A 19,762-nucleotide genomic window follows, 5' to 3' on the forward strand; every position below is an offset into this window, starting at 1 on the left:
GGAAGCTGCGCCGGGTGCTGCACGCGCTCGACCAGCAGCAGGCGATCGAGCTGCTCCTCGACAAGATGAAGCAGACCAAGTCGAACGCCGAGTTCCTGATGCAGATCCAGAAGACGACGCCGTCGCCGGGCAACAACGACTGACGTCGCCCCGTACGCCGTAGCAGGGCCGCTCCCGATGCCGGGGGCGGCCCTTCGCGTTGTCGGTGGGCGTTGTTACGATCACGCCCTTCGGTCGGCCGTTCGGGCGCACCGATCCTGCACTTCTGATCCCGAGGGGGGACACGAGTGGGTACACGTATGTCCGGGGGCCGGCACAGACGCCGGATACGTCTCGCTCTGCCGGTCGTGGCGGCCACGCTCGCCGCGACCGTCGGCGGAGTGCTGCTGACGTCGTCGGCCGACGCGGCCACGGCGGTCCCGGCGCCCGTGCGGAGCACGCCGTCGGCCGCCCAACTGGACGCCCGCCTGTCGACGGCCCTCGCCGGCGACGACATCGCCGGGGAGACGTCCTCGAAGGCGTCCCTGAGCGCCGGCACGAGGTCCGCCACCGTCGACCCGAAGGTCATCGGCGGTTCGACGACCACCATCGCCAACGCGCCCTGGATGGCGCAGCTCTGGTACGGCGACGACCGCGGCACCAGCACCACCGCCGACGACATCGGCTTCTTCTGCGGCGGCGCCGTGGTCGCGCCGACGAAGATCCTCACGGCCGCGCACTGCGTCAAGGGTTACAACTGGAAGGCCCACGGCGTCGTCGTCACCGGCACCGCGCAGCTTCCGTCGGAGGACGCGGGCGGCAACGTCGACCTGCACGGCGGCACCGTGAGCGGTGTCTGGCGGCAGTGGAACTACCCGTCGTACAACGCCGCCACCATCGACAACGACATCGCGCTGCTGACCCTGCCGAACCCGGTCAAGGCGAAGCCGATCCCGATGACGACGGCCGGTGACACCGCCTCGTACACGGCGAACACCGCGGCGAAGGTCTACGGCTGGGGCCGCACCACGTCCACGAACGAGAACATCTCCGACGTGCTGAAGACGGCCACCCTGCCGATCCAGTCCAACGCGACCTGCTCGGGCTTCTACGGCACCGACTTCATCGCGGGGCACATGGTGTGCGCGGGCACCCCGGCCTCCGGCTCGGACACTGGCACCACCTCCGCCTGCAACGGCGACTCCGGCGGCCCGCTGGTGGTCGGCGGCAAGATCGTGGGTGTCGTCTCCTGGGGCGTCAGGGACTGCGTGAAGCAGGGCGCGTACAGCGTCTTCACCAAGGTCACCACGTACGTCGGCGCGACCTACCCGCGGATCGACGACACCGAGATCACCGGTGACAACTACGCCGACGTGTGGGTGCGCAACTCCTCCACCAAGACCGGCTACCACCTGCCCTCCAAGGGCGGCTCGCTCGGTTCCCGGGCGTCCTGGGGCTCGTACTCGGCCTGGAACCTGGTGGTGCAGGCCGACCTGAACCGGGACGGCTACCAGGACCTGGTCCAGCGCCGCACCTCCGACGGTGACGTCTACTGGCGGCACTACGTGCCGTCCACCGACAGTTGGGTGAGCAATCTGCTCGCCGACAACTGGAAGACCCGCCGGGCGATCGTCGCCCCCGGTGACGTCACCGGCGACACCCTGCCGGACGTCGTGTCCGTCGACTCCGCGGGTGTGGTGTGGATCTACCCGGGCAAGGGCGACGGGAAGCTGGGCAGCCGGATCCAGGCCGCCACCAACTGGACGCAGTACGACATCGTGCGCGGCCACGGCGACTTCAACGGCGACGGCCGGGCCGACCTGATCGTCCGCAACAAGAGCACCGGCGCGGTCTACCTCTACCGGGGCACCGGCAAGGCCGGCACGGGCGCCTTCGGGGCCCGTCTCAAGGTCGCCACGTGGCCCACGACGACGTACAACGTCTTCGACACCGTCGGGGACGTCAACGGCGACGGCAAGGCCGATCTGCTGACCCGTACGCCGGGCGGCACGCTGTACCTCTACAAGGGCACCGGCAAGAACACCAGCGCGATCTTCGCCACACGCGTGTCGCTCGGTACCGGTTTCAAGACGTACGACCTGTTCGGCTGATTTCGGCCCTTTACGCAGGTGAGCCGGGCCCACCCGACCCTCTGGACACGCTCCGTGATCGAATCCTCGCGATTCGGTCACGGAGCGTCGTGCAACCGCCGTTCGAGTTTCCCCGTCTGACCAGGCGGAGTGACGATGGTGAGGTTCGCACGAGAACAGAGGAGCACATGACCGCCGAGAGCACACCGGAGCCCGGCATACCGGGGGAGGCCGACAGCGGCCCGCGCCACCGCCGGGAGCGGGGCAGGCGCAAGGGACTGCTCGTCATGGCCTGGACGGCCGCGGGGATCGTGATCCTCGGCGGCACCGGCGCCGGCTATCTGTACTTCAAGCTCAACGGCAACATCAGAAGCGTCGACATCAACCAGGCGCTCGGCACCGACCGGCCCGACAAGGCCGACAACGGCTCCGAGAACATCCTGGTCCTGGGCTCGGACACCCGCTCCGGCGCCAACAGGAAGCTCGGCGGCGGCACCGACGACGGCAGCGCCCGCTCCGACACCGCGATGATCGTCCACGTCTACGAGGGCCACAAGAAGGCCAGCGTGGTCTCCGTCCCGCGCGACACCCTGATCGACCGCCCCGAGTGCACCGACACCCAGGGCGTCACCCATGACGCGGCACGCGGCGTGATGTTCAACTCCGCGTATTCCACCGGCGGCGCGGCCTGCGCGGTGAAGACCGTCGAGTCGATCAGCGGCATCCGGATGGACCACTACCTGGAAGTCGACTTCGCCGGCTTCGAGAAGCTCATCGACGAACTCGGCGGCGTCGAGGTCACCACCACCAAGGCCATCGACGACCCCGACAGCCATCTCGAACTGGCGGCCGGCACCCACACTCTCACCGGTGAGCAGGCCCTCGGCCTGGTCCGCACCCGGCACGGCGTCGGCGACGGCTCCGACCTCGGCCGCATCCAGCTCCAGCAGGCGTTCATCAAGGCGCTCGTCGAGCAGGTCCGCGAGGTCGGCCTCTTCACCAGCCCGAAGAAGCTGTACGACCTCGCCGACACCGCCACCAAGGCGGTCACCACCGACTCCGACCTCGGCTCGGTGAAGACCCTGATGTCCTGGGCGGCCGGACTCAAGGGCATCAAGGCGTCGAACATGCACATGGTCACCCTGCCGGTCCGCTACGACCCCGCCGACCCCAACCGGGTCGTCGTCCTGGAGACCAAGGCGCAGCAGGTCTGGACGGCCCTCGAGAATGACCGGCCGATCCCCAAGGAGGCCACCGAGGGCAACGCCACGGGCGAGGCGGACGGCGTCGTCACCGCGTCGTAGAGACAGCCGTAGAGACAGCCGTGGAGACGGCAGGACGGGCCGTGGGAATAGATCACCCCGCCCCCCGGTTTTGGGGGATGGCGCCAGTCCTGGCAGACTGGTACGTCGGCTCCGGTTCACGCTCCCGTATCCCGCGGCGGCGACCCGGCGCCCTCCCGAAACTAGGAGACACCTTGAAGCGCGACATCCACCCCGAGTACGTCGAGACGCAGGTGAGCTGCACCTGCGGCGCGTCGTTCACCACCCGCAGCACGATCGACAGCGGCACCATCCGCGCCGACGTCTGCTCCGAGTGCCACCCGTTCTACACGGGCAAGCAGAAGATCCTCGACACCGGTGGCCGTGTGGCCCGCTTCGAGGCCCGCTTCGGCAAGGCTGCCGCCGGCTCCTCGAAGTAGCGAGCCCCTTTTCGCCGGTCCACGGCCGTGCCCCTGCGGGGTGCGCCGGGACCGGCGTTTTTGGTCGCCCGCCTTCCCCTTCCCGCGCGGCAACACGCGCACGCCAGCAGTACAGGAGCCCAAGATGTTCGAGGCCGTCGAGGACCTCCTCGGTGAACACGCCGATCTGGAGAAGAAGCTCGCGGACCCGTCGGTCTTCGCCGACCAGGCCAACGCGCGCAAGCTCAACAAGCGGTACGCCGAGCTGACCCCGATCGTCGCCACCTACCGCTCCTGGAAGCAGACCGGCGACGACATCGAGACCGCCCGCGAGTTCGCCGCCGACGACCCCGACTTCGCCGCCGAGGTCAAGGTGCTCGACCGGCAGCGCGAGGAACTCACGGAGAAGCTGCGCCTCCTCCTCGTCCCGCGCGACCCGAGCGACGACAAGGACGTCATCCTGGAGATCAAGGCGGGCGCGGGCGGCGACGAGTCGGCCCTGTTCGCCGGCGATCTGCTGCGCATGTACCTGCGCTACGCCGAGCGCGTCGGCTGGAAGACCGAGATCATCGACGCCACCGAGTCCGAGCTGGGCGGCTACAAGGACGTCCAGGTCGCCGTGAAGACCAAGGGCGGCCAGGGCGCCACCGAGCCCGGCCAGGGCGTGTGGGCGCGGATGAAGTACGAGGGCGGGGTGCACCGGGTGCAGCGCGTCCCGGCGACCGAGTCGCAGGGCCGCATCCACACCTCCGCCGCCGGTGTCCTCGTCACCCCCGAGGCGGAGGAGGTCGACGTCGAGATCAACCCGAACGACCTCCGCATCGACGTCTACCGGTCCTCCGGGCCCGGCGGACAGTCCGTGAACACCACCGACTCCGCCGTGCGCATCACGCACATTCCCACCGGAGTCGTCGCTTCCTGCCAGAACGAGAAGAGCCAGCTTCAGAACAAGGAGCAGGCGATGCGTATCCTGCGCTCCAGGCTGCTCGCGGCGGCGCAGGAGGAGGCGGAGCGGGAGGCCGCCGACGCCCGCCGCAGCCAGGTCCGCACCGTCGACCGCTCCGAGAAGATCCGCACCTACAACTTCCCGGAGAACCGCATCTCGGACCACCGCGTCGGCTTCAAGGCGTACAACCTGGACCAGGTCCTGGACGGCGACCTCGACGCGGTGATCCAGGCATGCGTCGACGCCGACTCGGCCGCGAAGCTCGCAGCCGCGTAAGGCTGTGCACGCTCGAGTACGACACGGAGGACTTGCGTGAACCTGCTGCTCGCAGAGGTGGCCCAGGCCACCCAGCGGCTGGCCGACGCCGGCGTGCCCTCGCCGCGCAACGACGCGGAGGAGCTGGCCGCGTTCGTGCACGGCGTGAAGCGCGGTGAACTCCATTCCGTGAAGGACTCCGACTTCGACGCCCGGTACTGGGAGGTCATCGCCCGGCGCGAGCAGCGCGAGCCGCTCCAGCACATCACCGGGCGGGCCTACTTCCGGTACCTGGAGCTCCAGGTCGGCCCCGGAGTCTTCGTGCCGCGCCCCGAGACCGAGTCGGTCGTCGGCTGGGCCATAGACGCGGTCCGCGCCATGGACGTCGTCGAGCCGTGCATCGTCGACCTGTGCACCGGCTCCGGCGCCATCGCGCTCGCCCTCGCCCAGGAGGTGCCGCGCTCGCGCGTGCACGCCGTGGAGCTGTCCGAGGACGCCCTTCGGTGGACCCGCAAGAACATGCAGGGCTCCAGGGTCGACCTGCGGCAGGGCAACGCCCTGGACGCCTTCCGGGACCTCGACGGCCAGGTCGACCTGGTCGTCTCCAACCCGCCGTACATCCCGCTCACCGAATGGGAGTACGTCGCTCCCGAGGCGCGGGACTACGACCCCGAGCTGGCCCTGTTCTCCGGCGAGGACGGCCTGGACCTGATCCGGGGTCTGGAACGCACCGCGCACCGGCTGCTGCGCCCCGGCGGTGTCGTCGTCATCGAGCACGCCGACACCCAGGGCGGCCAGGTGCCGTGGATCTTCACCGAGGAGCGGGGCTGGGCCGACGCGGCCGACCACCCCGACCTCAACAAGCGCCCCCGCTTCGCGACCGCCCGCCGGGCCATGCCGTGAGCACCCGGGCGCACACCCCCCAGACGTCCGTCCAGCAGTACGTGCACGAGGAGGCCCGCCAGACATGGCTCGGCGATACGACACCAACGACGCGACCGACCGTGTGACCGGTCTGCGCGAGGCCGCGTCCGCCGTCCGCCGTGGCGAGCTCGTGGTCCTCCCGACCGACACGGTGTACGGCATCGGCGCCGACGCGTTCACCAAGGAGGCCGTCGGCGATCTGCTGGAGGCCAAGGGCCGCGGCCGCAACATGCCCACGCCCGTCCTCATCGGCTCCCCGAACACGCTGCACGGCCTCGTCACGGACTTCTCCGAGCTGGCCTGGGAACTGGTCGACGCCTTCTGGCCGGGCGCGCTCACGCTCGTCGCCCGGCACCAGCCGTCCCTCCAGTGGGACCTGGGCGACACCCGGGGCACGGTCGCCGTGCGCATGCCGCTGCACCCGGTCGCCATCGAGCTGCTCACCGAGGTCGGCCCGATGGCCGTCTCCTCCGCCAACCTCACCGGCCACCCGGCGCCGGAGAACTGCGACGCCGCCCAGGGGATGCTCGGCGACTCCGTCTCCGTCTACCTCGACGGCGGCCCCACCCCCGGCAACGTGCCGTCCTCGATCGTCGACGTCAGCCGCGAGGTGCCGGTGCTGCTGCGGGCGGGGGCGATCTCGGCGGACGAGCTGAGGAAGGTCGTACCCGACCTCGAGGTGGCGAATTGACAGCCCCTGACGCGGGGCGTGGCATAGGCAACGGGGAGCGCGCCGCGGAGATCACGACGACCTTCGTCGGACTGCCGCGCGACACCTTCCGCATCCTCCACGTCAGCACCGGCAACGTCTGCCGCTCACCCATCACCGAGCGGCTGACCCGGCATTTCGTGTCGCAGCGGCTCGGGGTGCTGGGCGGCGGGCTGGTCGTGGAGAGCGCGGGCACCTGGGGCCACGAGGGCGCGCCGATGGAGTCCAACGCGGAGACCGTGCTGGCCGACTTCGGCGCGGACGCCTCCGGCTTCACCGGGCGTGAGCTGCTCGACGAGCACGTCATCATGGCCGACCTGGTGCTGACGGCGACCCGTGACCACCGTGCCCAGGTCATCTCCATGGGCCACTCGGCGGGGCTGCGCACCTTCACGCTGAAGGAGTTCACCCGGCTGGTCAACGCGATCGACCCCGCGACGCTGCCCCCGCTGGAGGAGGGCGTCGTACGGCGGGCGCGGGCGCTCGTGCGGGCCGCGGCGGCCCTGCGGGGCTGGCTCCTCGCGCCCACCCTGGAGGCGGACGAGGTGTACGACCCCTACGGGGCGCCCCTGCCGTTCTTCCGCTCGATCGGGGACGAGATACATCAGGCGCTGGATCCGGTGGTGACCGCGCTGACGGGGGTTCCCGCGCGGATGTGACGCGGGGCGCGGTGCGGCTGTGGCGGGCCTACATTGGACGTACGTCATCGTCGGCGCCTCGGAGTCCACCATGTCGGTCGTTCCCGTTCACGAGGCCGATGTCCTGCGTGGGCAGGACCCCGAGCTGGCGGAGATCCTGGACGGGGAGCGCGAGCGCCAGGCGACGTCGCTCCAGTTGATCGCCGCCGAGAACTTCACCTCGCCCGCCGTGCTGGCCGCGCTCGGCTCGCCGCTGGCCAACAAGTACGCGGAGGGCTATCCGGGCGCCCGGCACCACGGCGGCTGTGAACTGGTCGACGTCGCCGAACGGCTCGCCGTGGACCGCGCCAAGGCCCTCTTCGGGGCCGGCCACGCCAACGTACAGGCGCACTCCGGCTCCTCGGCCGTGCTGGCGGCGTACGCGGCGCTGCTGCGGCCCGGGGACACCGTCCTCGCCCTCGGGCTGCCTTACGGCGGCCACCTCACCCACGGGTCGCCGGCGAACTTCTCCGGGCGCTGGTTCGACTTCGTCCCCTACGGGGTGGACGCCGAGACCGGGCTGATCGACTACGAGCAGGTCCTCACCCTGGCCCGTGCACACCGCCCGAAGGCGATCGTGTGCGGCTCCATCGCCTACCCGCGCCATATCGACTACGCCCTCTTCCGGGAGGCGGCCGACGAGGCGGGCGCCCATCTGATCGCCGACGCCGCACACCCGATCGGCCTGGTGGCCGGGGGAGCGGCGCCCAGTCCGGTGCCGTACGCCGATGTCGTGTGCGCCACCACCCACAAGGTGCTGCGGGGGCCGCGCGGCGGGATGCTGCTGTGCGGCGCCGAACTGGCCGAGCGGGTCGACCGGGCCGTCTTCCCCTTCACGCAGGGCGGTGCGCAGATGCACACCGTGGCGGCGAAGGCGGTGGCGTTCGGGGAGGCGGCGACGCCCGCGTTCACCGTCTACGCCCATCAGGTCGTCGCCAACGCCAAGGTGCTCGCGGCGGGGCTCGCGGCCGAGGGGCTCGCCGTCACCACCGGGGGCACGGACACGCATCTGATCACCGCGGACCCGGCGCCGCTGGGTGTCGAGGGACGGGCCGCGCGCGGGCTGCTGGCGGCCGCCGGGATCGTGCTGGACTGCTGCGCGCTGCCGCACGCCCACGACCGCGGGCTCAGGCTGGGCACGGCGGCGGTGACCACGCAGGGGATGCGGGAGGAGGAGATGGCCCGGATCGCGGCGCTGATCGCGGGGGTGCTCAGGAAGGAGACCGAGGTCACGAAGGCGCGGGCCCGGGTGCGGGAACTGACGGGCGCGTTCCCGCCGTATCCCGCCTGAAACGGGGTAGGCGCGCGGGTGGACGCGCCCCCGTGCGCCCGAAGCCACAGCCGCGCGTGCAACCATCGTCGCTACCCGGAAGTCCCCACACATATGCGCCGCGTCGGAGTCGATCGCTAGGGTGTGGGGCTGAGATGGCCAGCGAGATCTGTGGGGAAGCCCGTGCGTGAATACCTGCTGACGCTCTGCATCACGGCCGCGGTGACCTACCTGCTGACAGGGCCGGTACGGAAGTTCGCGATCGTGGCCGGAGCGATGCCGGAGATCAGGGCCCGTGACGTGCACCGGGAACCCACTCCGCGGCTCGGCGGTATCGCCATGTTCTTCGGGCTGTGCGCCGGTCTGCTGGTCGCCGACCACCTCACCAACCTCAACGAGGTCTTCGAGAAGTCCAACGAGCCGCGCGCGCTGCTCTCGGGCGCCGCGCTGATCTGGCTGATCGGTGTCCTGGACGACAAGTTCGAGATCGACGCGCTGATCAAGCTGGGCGGCCAGATGATCGCCGCCGGCGTGATGGTCATGCAGGGTCTGACGATCCTGTGGCTGCCCATCCCGGGCGTCGGCACGGTGGCGCTCACCCAGTGGCAGGGCACCCTGCTGACCGTGGCGCTGGTGGTCATCACCATCAACGCGGTGAACTTCGTGGACGGTCTCGACGGCCTCGCCGCCGGCATGGTGTGCATCGCGTCGGCGGCGTTCTTCATGTACGCCTACCGCATCTGGTACTCGTACGGCATCGAGGCCGCCGCCCCGGCGACGCTGTTCGCGGCGATCCTGATGGGCATGTGCCTGGGCTTCCTGCCGCACAACATGCACCCGGCGCGGATCTTCATGGGCGACTCGGGCTCGATGCTGATCGGGCTGGTGCTGGCGGCGGGCGCGATCTCGGTCACCGGCCAGGTCGACCCGGACCTGATGAACCTCTACACGAACTCCGAGCGCAGCGCGGTCCACCAGATGGTGCCGGTGTACATCCCGCTCGTGATGCCGCTCACGATCATCGCGATCCCGGCCGCCGACCTGATCCTGGCGATCGTCCGCCGCACCTGGCGCGGCCAGTCCCCGTTCGCCGCGGACCGCGGACATCTCCACCACCGCCTGCTGGAGATCGGCCACTCGCACAGCCGCGCGGTCCTGATCATGTACTTCTGGTCGGGCCTGATCGCCTTCGGCACCCTGGCCTACTCCGTGAACGCGGGCGCCATGTGGATCGTCCTCGGCGTCGTCTTCCTCAGCGCCCTGGGCCTGGTACTCCTCCTCCTGCCCCGCTTCACCCCACGGGCACCGCGCTGGGCGGAGGCGTTCCTGCCGCCGCGCTACCGCCGCCGCAGGGCCGAGGCGGCCCTCCAGAGGGCGTCGGAAGGCCCCGCCGGGACTCCGGCGGAGGCCGGGGGGGCCGCAGGGGCCCCCGTGGACTCCGAGGGCGGCCAGGTGCCCCGTACCCCCGTCGCCGCGGGCGTCTCCGGTGTCAATGGCGCGACCGCGATCGGCGCCCGTTCACGCCTCCGGGACACGCCGCGCTGACACAAGGCGAGGGCATTCAATTCCCAAAGTTTCTTTCGGTCGCCCTTGCCTGAGATTATGCGTCGCCGCTATGTTGAAGCGGTGGCTAATCAAATCATGTCCTCAACGGAATTGCTCTCTTATGTGCGTGGCGTCTCCCTGCGGGACGACGAGACGTTGCGTGGGCTTCGCGAATTGACCGGTGAACTGCCCATGGGGCAGGCCATGCAGGTCATGGCTGAAGAGGGGCAGTTGCTCGGTTTCCTGGTCGGCCTGACGGGTGCTCGGGAAGTGTTGGAGATCGGAACGTATACCGGGTACAGCACTCTGTGCATGGCCCGTGGCCTCGCGCCTGGTGGACGCATCGTCACCTGCGATATCAGCGACAAATGGCCCGGCATCGCCCAGGAGTACTGGGTGAAGGCGGGCGTTGCGGACCGTATCGACGTCCGTATCGGGAATGCCACCGAAACTCTTACCGGGCTGCTCGGTGAAGGAAAAGCGAACACCTTCGATTTCGCCTTCGTTGACGCGGACAAGGCGAATTATCGCCGCTATTACGAATTGTCCCTCGAGCTGGTGCGGCCGGGCGGACTCGTCGTCCTTGACAACACCCTTTTCTTCGGCCGGGTTATCGCCCCGGAAGCCCAGGATCCCGACACGGTCGCTATCCGCGAGCTGAATTCCTTCCTGCGCGACGACCATCGGGTGGAGATATCACTCCTCCCGATGGCCGATGGCATCACTCTGGTACGCAAGAAGGCATGTTGAGCACGCCGGTCAGTGCACCGGACCCGCGGTGGTCACGCGGTGGTCCGCGGCCAGGTCCGGGGCGCTGATCCGGATCGTAGTGGGCGGCTCGCGCCGCGCCGGCACTAGGTGCAGCTGCTGCAGATCCTCGGCCTTCGCGTCGGGCAGCGCGTCCTGGCACGCACAGGACTCCTCGCCGAGACCGGCGAACCGGTAGGCGATCTCCATCATGCGGTTGCGTTCCGTAGGCCGGAAATCGGCCACCAGGTGGGCACCCGCCCGGGCGGTCTGGTCGATCAGCCAGTTCATGATCGCCGCACCCGCCCCGAACGACACCACCCGGCACGAGGTCGCCAGGAGCTTGATGCGCCAGACATCGGGCAGCGTTTGAAGTAGCAGTACGCCGATCGCGCCGTGCGGCCCGAAACGGTCGTTCATGGTCGCCACCAACACCTCGTGCCCGGGATCGGCCAGCAGCTCGCGCAGCGCCGTGTCGGAGTAGTGCACGCCCGTCGCGTTCATCTGGCTGGTGCGCAGCGTGAGCTCCTCCACGCGCGACAACTGCTCCTCGGTCGCCCGGCCGATGCGCATCCGAAGCTCCAGCGAATGCAGGAACTCCTCCGTCGGCCCACGGAACGCGGCCTGCTCCTCCTCACGGCGGAAGCCGGCCTGGTACATCTGGCGCCGCCGCCGCGCGTCCACGGTGACGTTGCGTGGACTGAACTCCGGCAGCTTCGCCAGCGCCGACAGTTGCTCGGCGGCGTAGCAGCGGACCTCCGGCAGGTGGAAGGAGACCTCGGCCCGCTCGGCGGGCTGGTCGTCCACGAAGGCGATGGTGCCGTGCCCGAACCTCAGCTGGTCCGCGATGTCCCGCACCGAGTCCGACTTCGGCCCCCACCCGATTCGCGGCAGCACAAAGTACTCGGCCAAGCCCAGCTCCTCCAGCTTGGCCCAGGCAAGGTCGTAGTCGTTCTTGCTGGCCACCGACTGGAGAATGCCCCGGGAGTCCAGCTCGATGATCAACTCCCGCACGCCATCCGGCGGCCGCACCTCGTCACCCTCCGACAGCGTACCTTGCCAGAGCGTGTTGTCCAGGTCCCAGACCAGGCACTTCACCGTGGTCGGCACTTCAGACATGCAGATCCTCCAGGATGGTCACTGTGCCGTAGCCACGGCGTGCTGTGCCAGAATTAATTGGCAGATTTCGTTGCTGCCCTCGATGATCTCCATCAGCTTCGCGTCCCGGTACGCGCGCGCCACGACGTGACCGTCCCGCGCCCCGGCCGAGGCCAGCACCTGCACGGCCGCCGCGGCACCGCGGGCCGCGTGCCCGGCGCTGACGTGCTTGGCCAGCACGGTCGCCACGACCTGGTCTGGGGAACCGTCGTCCCAGCACGCGCTGGCATGTGCGCACGCCTGGGCCGTGATCTGCTCGGCCGCGTATAGGTCGGCGAGGTGCCCCGCGACCAGCTGGTGCTCGTGCAGCGGCCTGCCGAACTGCTCCCGCGAGGCAGCGTGCCGCGCCGCGGCGTTTCGGCAGGCGCGCAGGATGCCCACACACCCCCAGGCCACCGAGATACGGCCGTAGGCGAGAGCGGTGGTCACCAGCAGCGGCAGCGGCATGCCCGGCGTACCGAGCAGGCTGGACAGTGGCAGCCGCACCGAGTCGAAGCGCACGTTCGCATGCCCGGCCGCACGGCAGCCCAGCGGGTCGGCGACCTGCTCCACCTGGACGCCGGGCGCAGAGGCCGGAACCACGACGACCGCTGCGCCGCCCTCGCACTGCCCGAAGACGACCAGCAGGTCGGCGTAGTGGGCGGCGGTCATCCACACCTTGTGGCCGGTGACTACGACGGAGTCGCCCGACACCTCGATTTTGGTGGTCATGGCGGTCACGTCGGAGCCGGCACCGCTCTCGCTGAAGCCGACCGCGGCCAGCCGGCCGCCGACCAGCTCCGGCAGCAGCGCGGCCGACTGGTCGGGGTTGGCCAGCCGCTGGATCGTCCAGGCGGCCATGCCCTGCGAGGTCATTACACTCCGCAGCGAGCTGCACAGACTGCCCGCGTACGCCGTCAGCTCTCCGTTGTCCCGGCTGCTCAGGCCGAGTCCGCCCAGCTCACTGGCGACCTGTGCGCACAGCAGCCCCCGCTCACCGGCGGTGCGCAGCACCTCCAGGGGGATCTCGCCGGACAGGTCCCACTCCTCGGCCCGCCCGTCGACGAGAGAGTTGAGAAGAGCGAACCCGTCGGCGAGCCGGTCGCCGGGAGTGGGGTCGCCGACGTGCCGGTCAGGCATGGCCGACCGAGGCCGACGCGGCCCGCAGCCGCAGTACCAGCTCCGTCATGCGCTGCACGGTCCGGAAGTTGTCCAGCTTGAGGTCGGCGCCCACGATGGCGACCTGGTAGGCCTGTTCGAGGTGGACGACCAGCTCCATGGCAAACATGGAGGACACCAGACCGGAGGCAAACATATCCTGGTCCGGCGTCAGCGAGGTCCTGGTCTTGGCCTCCAGGAAGCCCAGCAGCTCCCGCTCGACGGACTCGGCGCTCAACTCGGCGCCCTGCGAGGTCGGTTCAGTGCTCACCGCAACACCTTTCGGCTTTCGGAGTGACTTTCAGGGGTCTTCGACTCGGGATACGCGCGTGTCTCAGTACACGTAGAAGCCCCGGCCGGACTTGCGGCCGAGGGCACCCTGGCGGACCTTCTCCAGCAGCAGGTCGGCGGGCTTGCAGGAGGGGTCGCCGGTGCGTTCGTGGAGAACCTGGAGGGAGTCGGCCAGGTTGTCCAGACCGATCAGGTCGGCGGTGCGCAGCGGGCCGGTCGGGTGCCCGAGGCAGCCCTCCATCAGCTCGTCCACCGCCTCCACCGTCGCGGTGCCCTCGCCGACGATCCGCGCCGCCGCGTTGATCATCGGATGCAGCAGCCGGCTCGTGACGAAGCCCGGCGCGTCCCGCACGATGACGGCCTTGCGGTTCAGCGCGGACAGCAGCTCCACCACGGCCGCCACGGCGGCGTCACCAGTCTGCGGACCCCGGCTGACCTCGACCATCCTGATCAGGTACGACGGGTTCATGAAGTGCGTGCCGAGCAGTTCCTCGGGCCGGTCCGCCGACCGGGCCAGCTCGGCGATGGGAATGCCGGACGTGTTGGAGATCACCGGCGTCCCGGGTCGTACGGCCGCCGAGACCTCGGCCAGCACCTTGGCCTTCTCCGCCGGCAGCTCCACGATCGCCTCGATCACCGCGGTCGCGTCCGCCGCATCCGCCAGGGACACGCTGGTCGTCAGCTCGCCAGGCGCCGTGCCCGGGGGCAGCGCGCCCATGAGCTGGGCATGCCGCAGCTGCTGCTCGATCCTGACGCGTGCCGCGCTCAGCGTCGTATTGTCGACGTCGACCAAGACGACGGGGATGCCGTGTCCGAGCACCAAGGCGGCGATCCCCGAACCCATCACCCCCGCACCCACGATGGCGACTTGACGGTCTGTTGGTTCACTCATCGTGCCGGACACACTCCTTCGCGCTCGCCGGGCCGGCTCGCTACGGCTGTCAGGGACGGGGGCATGTGCGCGAGCCACGGTCGCGGTCGTCACCGGCGGGCGGCAATGGGCTTCCTGCACAAGTACGGGACACGGGACGGGCGTTCACCGGGAGGAAGAGGCTCTGAAGGCGGGCCGCGCTCCAGGGAGGCCGAGACCTCCTGGGATCCGTGCCGTCCACAACTCGGCGACTGAGCCAGCCTGGTGACGTGGAGTCATGAGCGCACCAGGACTTCCCCCTTGATCGTTCACTGCAACGTAGCACGCGCTCCGAGGCAGGGAAAGGACGGCCCGGCGCGCTCCTTGGAGTGAACTCGCAATGCTGGCCGGCCCGCCCGCAGTCGGGCGTGAGATGCGACACAGTTCGCAGGTGCAGCAGCACGGTCGGCGGCCACGGCAGTGCCCAGACCACGCCGTCAGCAGCGCCGAACAGCCGCCGCCTCCCGGCAACTTGTTGCCATCCGAATTTTCTTGACTCCGGATCACGTGAGGGGGTTAGGCTGCAAACGGCTTGCAGGATGTACGTTGCTGTACCCGAAGGGCGCAGTCGCCCTCTAGGAGAGGCAGCGCGGGTGCAATGTCCGCTTTCCATGCTAGACGGGGGATCTTCACAGTATGTCAGTTGGCATGCACGCCTTAAGTGATGATTACATCGCCATCATCGGCACTTCGTGCCGTTTTCCGGGTGTGTCCAGTGCGGCCGAATTCTGGGAGTTGCTGAGGGGCGGAAGGTCCGTCGTCCCCGGGAAGCTGGAACAAGTCGAAGAATTCGATCCGAGTTTCTTCGGGATTTCCCCGCGCGAGGCCGCAGTGATGGACCCGCAGCAGCGCCTCACACTGGAATTGGCATGGGAGGCGCTGGAGGATTCCGGCATCGCTCCACCGTCCCTCCAAGGTCGCTCGACCGGCGTGTTCGTCGGCGCTATGTGGGACGACTACGCGATGCTCACGCACCGCCAGGCACCCGCCGCCGTCGGCCAGCACGCCATGACCGGCCTGGCCCGCAGCATCATCGCTAACCGCGTCTCCTACGCCCTTGGCCTGCGCGGACCCAGCATCACGATCGACACCGGCCAGTCCTCCTCACTCGTCGCTGTGCACCAGGCCGCCCAGGCGCTGCGCACTGGAGAGTGCACCCTCGCCCTGGCCGGCGGCGTCAACCTCGCCCTCGCCCCCGAGAGCGCCGAACGCTCGGAGAAGTTCGGCGGACTTTCCCCCGACGGGAAGTGCCGGACCTTCGACGCACAGGCCAACGGATATGTCCGCGGAGAGGGCGGCGGAATCGTCGTCCTCAAGCGACTCGCCGACGCCCTTGCCGACGGGGACCGCATCCTTTGTGTCATTCGCGGCAGCGCGGTGAACAACGACGGAGGCGGACCAGGACTCACCGTGCCGCACCAGGCGGCACAGGAAGAAGTCATCGGCCTCGCATGCGCCCGCGCCGGCATCGACCCCGCCGCCGTTCAGTATGTCGAACTTCACGGAACCGGCACCCGCGTGGGTGACCGCATCGAAGCGGCGGCACTCGGAACCGCTTTTGGCCGGGAACGCCCGAGCGGTAATCCGCTGCGCGTCGGATCGGTGAAGACCAACCTCGGACATCTGGAAGGCGCTGCCGGTGTCGCCGGTCTCATAAAGGCTGTGCTGTCGATCAGGTACAGAGTCATTCCGGCAAGTCTCAACTTCACGGAACCCCCGGCCGAAATCCCACTCGATTCGCTCCGGCTACGGGTTCAGACCGAGCTGGAAGCCTGGCCTCAGGAAGCCGATTCGCTCGTTGCGGGCGTGTCGTCCTTCGGCATGGGCGGGACGAACGCGCATGTGATTGTGGAGGAGGCTCCGGAGGGTTCGGGGCCGGTGGTTGAAGGTGCGGGTGTGGTGGCGTCGGTGGTGCCGTGGGTGGTGTCCGGGCGTGGGGAAGGGGCGTTGCGGGCGCAGGCGGAGCGGTTGCTGTCCGGTGTGGGCGAGGGTGTTTCGCCGGTGGATGTGGGTTGGTCGCTGGCGGGGCGGGCGGCTTTGGAGGACCGGGCTGTGGTGGTCGGCTCCTCGGGTGAGGAGTTGGTGGGGGGGCTGGAGGCGTTGGCGCGGGGTGAGTCCGTGCCGGATCTGGTCACCGGTGGTGTGGCGGGTGGCTGGCTGGCGGTGCTGTTCTCGGGTCAGGGTTCCCAGCGGCTGGGGATGGGCCGGGAGCTGTATGAGCGTTTCCCTGTCTTCGCCGAGGCTTTCGACGCTGCGTGTGCGGCTCTGGATGCGGAACTGGGTGCCGGTGTCGGTGTCCGGGATGTCGTGTTCGGGTCCGAGGCTGGTCTGCTGGATCGGACGGTGTTCACGCAGGCGGCGCTGTTCGCCGTTGAGGTGGCTCTGTTCCGGCTGGCGGGGTCTTTCGGCGTGCGTCCGGACTTCGTGGGCGGGCATTCGGTGGGTGAGTTGGTGGCTGCGCATGTGGCCGGGGTGTGGTCGCTTGAGGATGCGGCTCGTCTGGTGGCGGCGCGTGGCCGGTTGATGGATGCGTTGCCTGTTGGTGGGGCGATGGTGGCGGTGGAGGCCACTGAGGAAGAGGTTGAGGGTCTGCTCTCGGGTGGCGGGGGCCGGGTGGGTATCGCGGCTCTGAACGGCCCTACGTCTGTGGTGGTCTCGGGTGATGAGGACGCGGTCATGGCGTTGGCGGCGCAGCTGTCGGCGCAGGGTCGTCGTGCGAAGCGGCTGGCGGTGTCGCATGCGTTCCATTCGCCGCGGATGGAGCCGATGCTGGCGGAGTTCCGGGCGGTCGCCGAGGGCCTCACCTACACGGCCCCACAGATCCCCCTCGTATCGAACCTGACCGGTCGCATCGCCGCATCGGCCGAGGTCTGCACCCCGGAGTACTGGGTGCGGCATGTCCGTGAGGCGGTCCGTTTCGCCGATGGTGTGCGGGAGTTGGTGGCGCAGGGTGTGTCGGTGTTCGTGGAGTTGGGTCCGGACGGTGTGTTGACGGGGCCGGGTTCGCAGGTGGCTTCGGAGGCGGTGTTCGTTCCGGCGCTGGGTGGTGGCCGGCCGGAGGAGAAGGCGCTGTTGTCGGCGCTGGCCCGGGCCTGGGCTCACGGGGTCGAGGTGGACTGGAAGGCGGTGTTCACCGGCACAGGTGCCCAGCGTGTCGATCTGCCGACGTATGCCTTCCAACGCCACCGCTACTGGCTTGGCGAGACGGCACAGCAGGTGGCCGAGGAGCCCCGGGCCGTCAGGGCGGAGTCTTGGCGCGAGCGGCTCGCCGCCGCCTCCGACGAGGAGCGCGGGCAGACGCTGGAGCAGCTGGTCCGGGCGCAGATCGCGACCGTGCTCGAATACGGCTCTGCGGCAGCTGTGGACCCGGCGCGGACCTTCAAGGACCTGGGCTTCGACTCCCTGACCGGGGTGGAGCTGCGCAACCGGCTGAACGAGGCGACGGGGCTGCAGCTGCCGTCGTCGCTGATTTTCGACCACCCGACGCCGACCGCCCTCATGCGGCACCTGGACGCCGAGGTGCTCGGCACCGGCCACGCGGCCGAAAGCGAGGTGCCGGGCGACACCGGGCAGGTGGACGAGCCCATCGCGATCGTCGGGATGGGGTGCCGCTTCCCAGGCGGGGTGACCTCGCCGGAGGAGTTGTGGGACCTGGTGCGCACCGGGCGCGACGGGATCTCCGCCCTCCCGATGGACCGGGGCTGGGATCTGGACACGCTGTACGACGCTGACCCCGGCCGCTCCGGGACGTCGTACGTCCGCGAAGGCGGATTCCTGTACGAGGCACCTGAGTTCGACCCCGGGTTCTTCGGGATCTCGCCGCGGGAGGCGCTGGCGATGGACCCGCAGCAGCGGCTGCTGCTGGAGACGTCCTGGGAGGCGCTCGAGTACGCGGGCATCGACCCGCTGTCCCTGAAGGGCAGCCGCACCGGTGTCTTCGCCGGTGCCATGTCCCAGGACTACGGCGCCCAGTTGCACGAGGCCGCGGACGGTCTCGACGGCTACCTGCTGACTGGCAAGTCGGTCAGCGTGGTCTCCGGGCGGCTGGCATACGTCCTCGGCCTCGAAGGCCCTGCCGTGACGGTGGACACGGCCTGCTCCTCGTCGCTGGTCGCCCTGCACCAGGCCGCCCAGGCCCTGCGGACCGGCGAGTGCACGCTGGCGCTGGCCGGCGGCGTCACCGTTATGGCGACGCCCGGCATGTTCGTGGAGTTCAGCCGGCAGCGCGGGCTCGCCTCCGACGGGCGGTCCAAGGCGTTCTCCGATTCGGCCGACGGGACCTCGTGGGCCGAGGGTGTGGGCATGCTGGTGCTGGAGCGGTTGTCGGACGCGCGGCGCAACGGGCATCCGGTGCTGGCGGTGGTGCGTGGCTCGGCCGTCAACCAGGACGGGGCCAGCAACGGCCTTACCGCCCCCAACGGGCCCTCGCAGCAGCGGGTGATCCGCGCCGCCCTGGCGAACGCCGGGCTGTCGGCCGATGAGGTGGATGCGGTCGAGGCGCACGGCACCGGCACCACGCTCGGCGACCCGATCGAGGCGCAGGCCCTGATCGCGACCTACGGCCAGGACCGGGAACGGCCCCTGCACCTCGGGTCGTTGAAGTCGAACATCGGGCACGCGCAGGCGGCCGCGGGTGTCGGTGGCGTCATCAAAATGGTCGAGGCGATGCGGCACGGTCTGTTGCCGCGGACGCTGCATGTCACCGAGCCGACGCGTGAGGTGGACTGGGCGGCGGGCTCGGTGGAGCTGCTCACCGAGGCGCGTGAGTGGCCCGACAGCGACGGGCGCCCGCGTAGGGCCGGTGTGTCCTCCTTCGGCATCAGTGGCACGAACGCGCACGTGATCCTTGAGCAGGCGCTGGAGGCCCGGCGGTCGGTTCCGGTGGAGCCGGTGGCGGTGCCGTGGGTGCTGTCGGGGCGCGGGGCCGAGGCGCTGCGGGGCCAGGCCGTCCGCCTGCTGGCGCGCGTGGAGCGCGACGCCGACCTCTCCCCGGTGAACGTGGGCTGGACACTGACTGCGGGGCGGGCTGCCCTGGACGACCGGGCTGTCCTGGTCGGCACCGACCGGGATGCGCTGGCGGCCGGACTGCGGGCGCTGGCACACGGTGATTCGGCGGCAGGGCTGATGCAGGGCACCGCGTCTGGTTCTGGTGGTCGGGTGGTGTTTGTCTTCCCGGGGCAGGGTGCGCAGTGGGCCGGGATGGGTGTGGAGCTGCTGGATTCCGCTCCGGTGTTCGCCGAGCGGTTCGCCGAGTGTGCTCAGGCTCTTGCGGAGTTTGTGGACTGGGATGCGGAGGCTGTCCTTCGAGGGACTCCGGGTGCTCCGTTGCTGGAGCGGGTGGATGTGGTGCAGCCGTTGTCGTGGGCGGTGATGGTTTCGCTGGCGGCGCTGTGGCGTTCGTACGGCGTCGAACCCGCCGCTGTGGTGGGTCACTCGCAGGGTG

15 protein-coding genes are annotated in these 19,762 nt (G+C 69.7%); 11 read left to right on the forward strand and 4 right to left on the reverse strand.

Annotated features, from left to right (window positions below; all coding sequences use genetic code 11):
• Positions 1-299 precede the first annotated feature (299 nt).
• From G6W55_RS34140 to G6W55_RS34185, 10 genes are all read left to right on the forward strand, one after another.
• Positions 300-2,090 carry a trypsin-like serine protease gene (locus G6W55_RS34140; RefSeq protein WP_175524555.1) on the forward strand — a complete coding sequence of 597 codons (1,791 nt, stop codon included), beginning with the start codon at positions 300-302 and terminating at the stop codon, positions 2,088-2,090.
• Positions 2,091-2,257: 167 nt separating this feature from the next.
• Positions 2,258-3,373 carry an LCP family protein gene (locus tag G6W55_RS34145; protein WP_175524544.1) on the forward strand — a complete coding sequence of 372 codons (1,116 nt, stop codon included), beginning with the start codon at positions 2,258-2,260 and terminating at the stop codon, positions 3,371-3,373.
• Between the two features lie 173 nt (positions 3,374-3,546).
• Complete coding sequence (rpmE, locus tag G6W55_RS34150; protein WP_030784595.1) at positions 3,547-3,771, forward strand: 50S ribosomal protein L31; 225 nt, start codon at positions 3,547-3,549, stop codon at positions 3,769-3,771.
• A gap of 124 nt (positions 3,772-3,895) precedes the next feature.
• Positions 3,896-4,972: a peptide chain release factor 1 gene (gene prfA, locus G6W55_RS34155; RefSeq protein ID WP_030784598.1), complete on the forward strand. Its 1,077-nt coding sequence runs from the start codon at positions 3,896-3,898 to the stop codon at positions 4,970-4,972.
• Between the two features lie 36 nt (positions 4,973-5,008).
• The gene (gene prmC / locus G6W55_RS34160; protein ID WP_175524545.1) at positions 5,009-5,854 is read left to right on the forward strand and encodes a peptide chain release factor N(5)-glutamine methyltransferase; all 846 of its coding nucleotides are present in this window, start codon (positions 5,009-5,011) and stop codon (positions 5,852-5,854) included.
• A gap of 64 nt (positions 5,855-5,918) precedes the next feature.
• Positions 5,919-6,566, forward strand: coding sequence for an L-threonylcarbamoyladenylate synthase (locus G6W55_RS34165; RefSeq protein WP_175524546.1), 648 nt, complete (start codon positions 5,919-5,921; stop codon positions 6,564-6,566).
• Entirely contained in the window at positions 6,563-7,243 is a 681-nt protein-coding gene (locus G6W55_RS34170; protein WP_175524547.1) for a protein-tyrosine-phosphatase, read from the forward strand. Before G6W55_RS34165 ends, G6W55_RS34170 begins: the two co-directional genes overlap by 4 nt.
• 70 nt (positions 7,244-7,313) lie before the next feature.
• The gene (gene glyA, locus G6W55_RS34175) at positions 7,314-8,552 is read left to right on the forward strand and encodes a serine hydroxymethyltransferase (protein ID WP_175524556.1); all 1,239 of its coding nucleotides are present in this window, start codon (positions 7,314-7,316) and stop codon (positions 8,550-8,552) included.
• A 162-nt stretch (positions 8,553-8,714) separates the two neighbouring features.
• Positions 8,715-10,076, forward strand: a complete 1,362-nt coding sequence (locus G6W55_RS34180; RefSeq protein WP_175524548.1) for an MraY family glycosyltransferase — start codon at positions 8,715-8,717, stop codon at positions 10,074-10,076.
• 81 nt (positions 10,077-10,157) lie between these two features.
• Positions 10,158-10,826 carry an O-methyltransferase gene (locus G6W55_RS34185; protein WP_175524549.1) on the forward strand — a complete coding sequence of 223 codons (669 nt, stop codon included), beginning with the start codon at positions 10,158-10,160 and terminating at the stop codon, positions 10,824-10,826.
• A gap of 9 nt (positions 10,827-10,835) precedes the next feature.
• Here the strand turns inward: G6W55_RS34185 and G6W55_RS34190 are convergent, their stop codons facing one another.
• The 4 genes from G6W55_RS34190 to G6W55_RS34205 all read right to left on the reverse strand — a co-directional run bounded on the left by G6W55_RS34190 (position 10,836) and on the right by G6W55_RS34205 (position 14,301).
• The gene (locus G6W55_RS34190) at positions 10,836-11,942 is read right to left on the reverse strand and encodes an HAD family hydrolase (RefSeq protein WP_175524550.1); all 1,107 of its coding nucleotides are present in this window, start codon (positions 11,940-11,942) and stop codon (positions 10,836-10,838) included.
• 18 nt (positions 11,943-11,960) lie between these two features.
• Positions 11,961-13,100 carry an acyl-CoA dehydrogenase family protein gene (locus G6W55_RS34195; RefSeq protein WP_175524551.1) on the reverse strand — a complete coding sequence of 380 codons (1,140 nt, stop codon included), beginning with the start codon at positions 13,098-13,100 and terminating at the stop codon, positions 11,961-11,963.
• Positions 13,093-13,389, reverse strand: a complete 297-nt coding sequence (locus tag G6W55_RS34200; RefSeq protein WP_175524552.1) for an acyl carrier protein — start codon at positions 13,387-13,389, stop codon at positions 13,093-13,095. Before G6W55_RS34200 ends, G6W55_RS34195 begins: the two co-directional genes overlap by 8 nt.
• 63 nt (positions 13,390-13,452) lie before the next feature.
• The gene (locus G6W55_RS34205; protein WP_175524553.1) at positions 13,453-14,301 is read right to left on the reverse strand and encodes a 3-hydroxyacyl-CoA dehydrogenase family protein; all 849 of its coding nucleotides are present in this window, start codon (positions 14,299-14,301) and stop codon (positions 13,453-13,455) included.
• Between the two features lie 666 nt (positions 14,302-14,967).
• Between G6W55_RS34205 and G6W55_RS34210 the strand changes: the two genes are divergently transcribed.
• Positions 14,968-19,762, forward strand: a 4,795-nt coding sequence (locus G6W55_RS34210; RefSeq protein WP_175524554.1) for a type I polyketide synthase, incomplete at its 3' end; no start/stop codon positions are given.

Source organism: Streptomyces sp. CAI-85 (genome assembly GCF_013363615.1).
GTDB classification, from domain to species: Bacteria; Actinomycetota; Actinomycetes; order Streptomycetales; family Streptomycetaceae; genus Streptomyces; species Streptomyces antibioticus_B.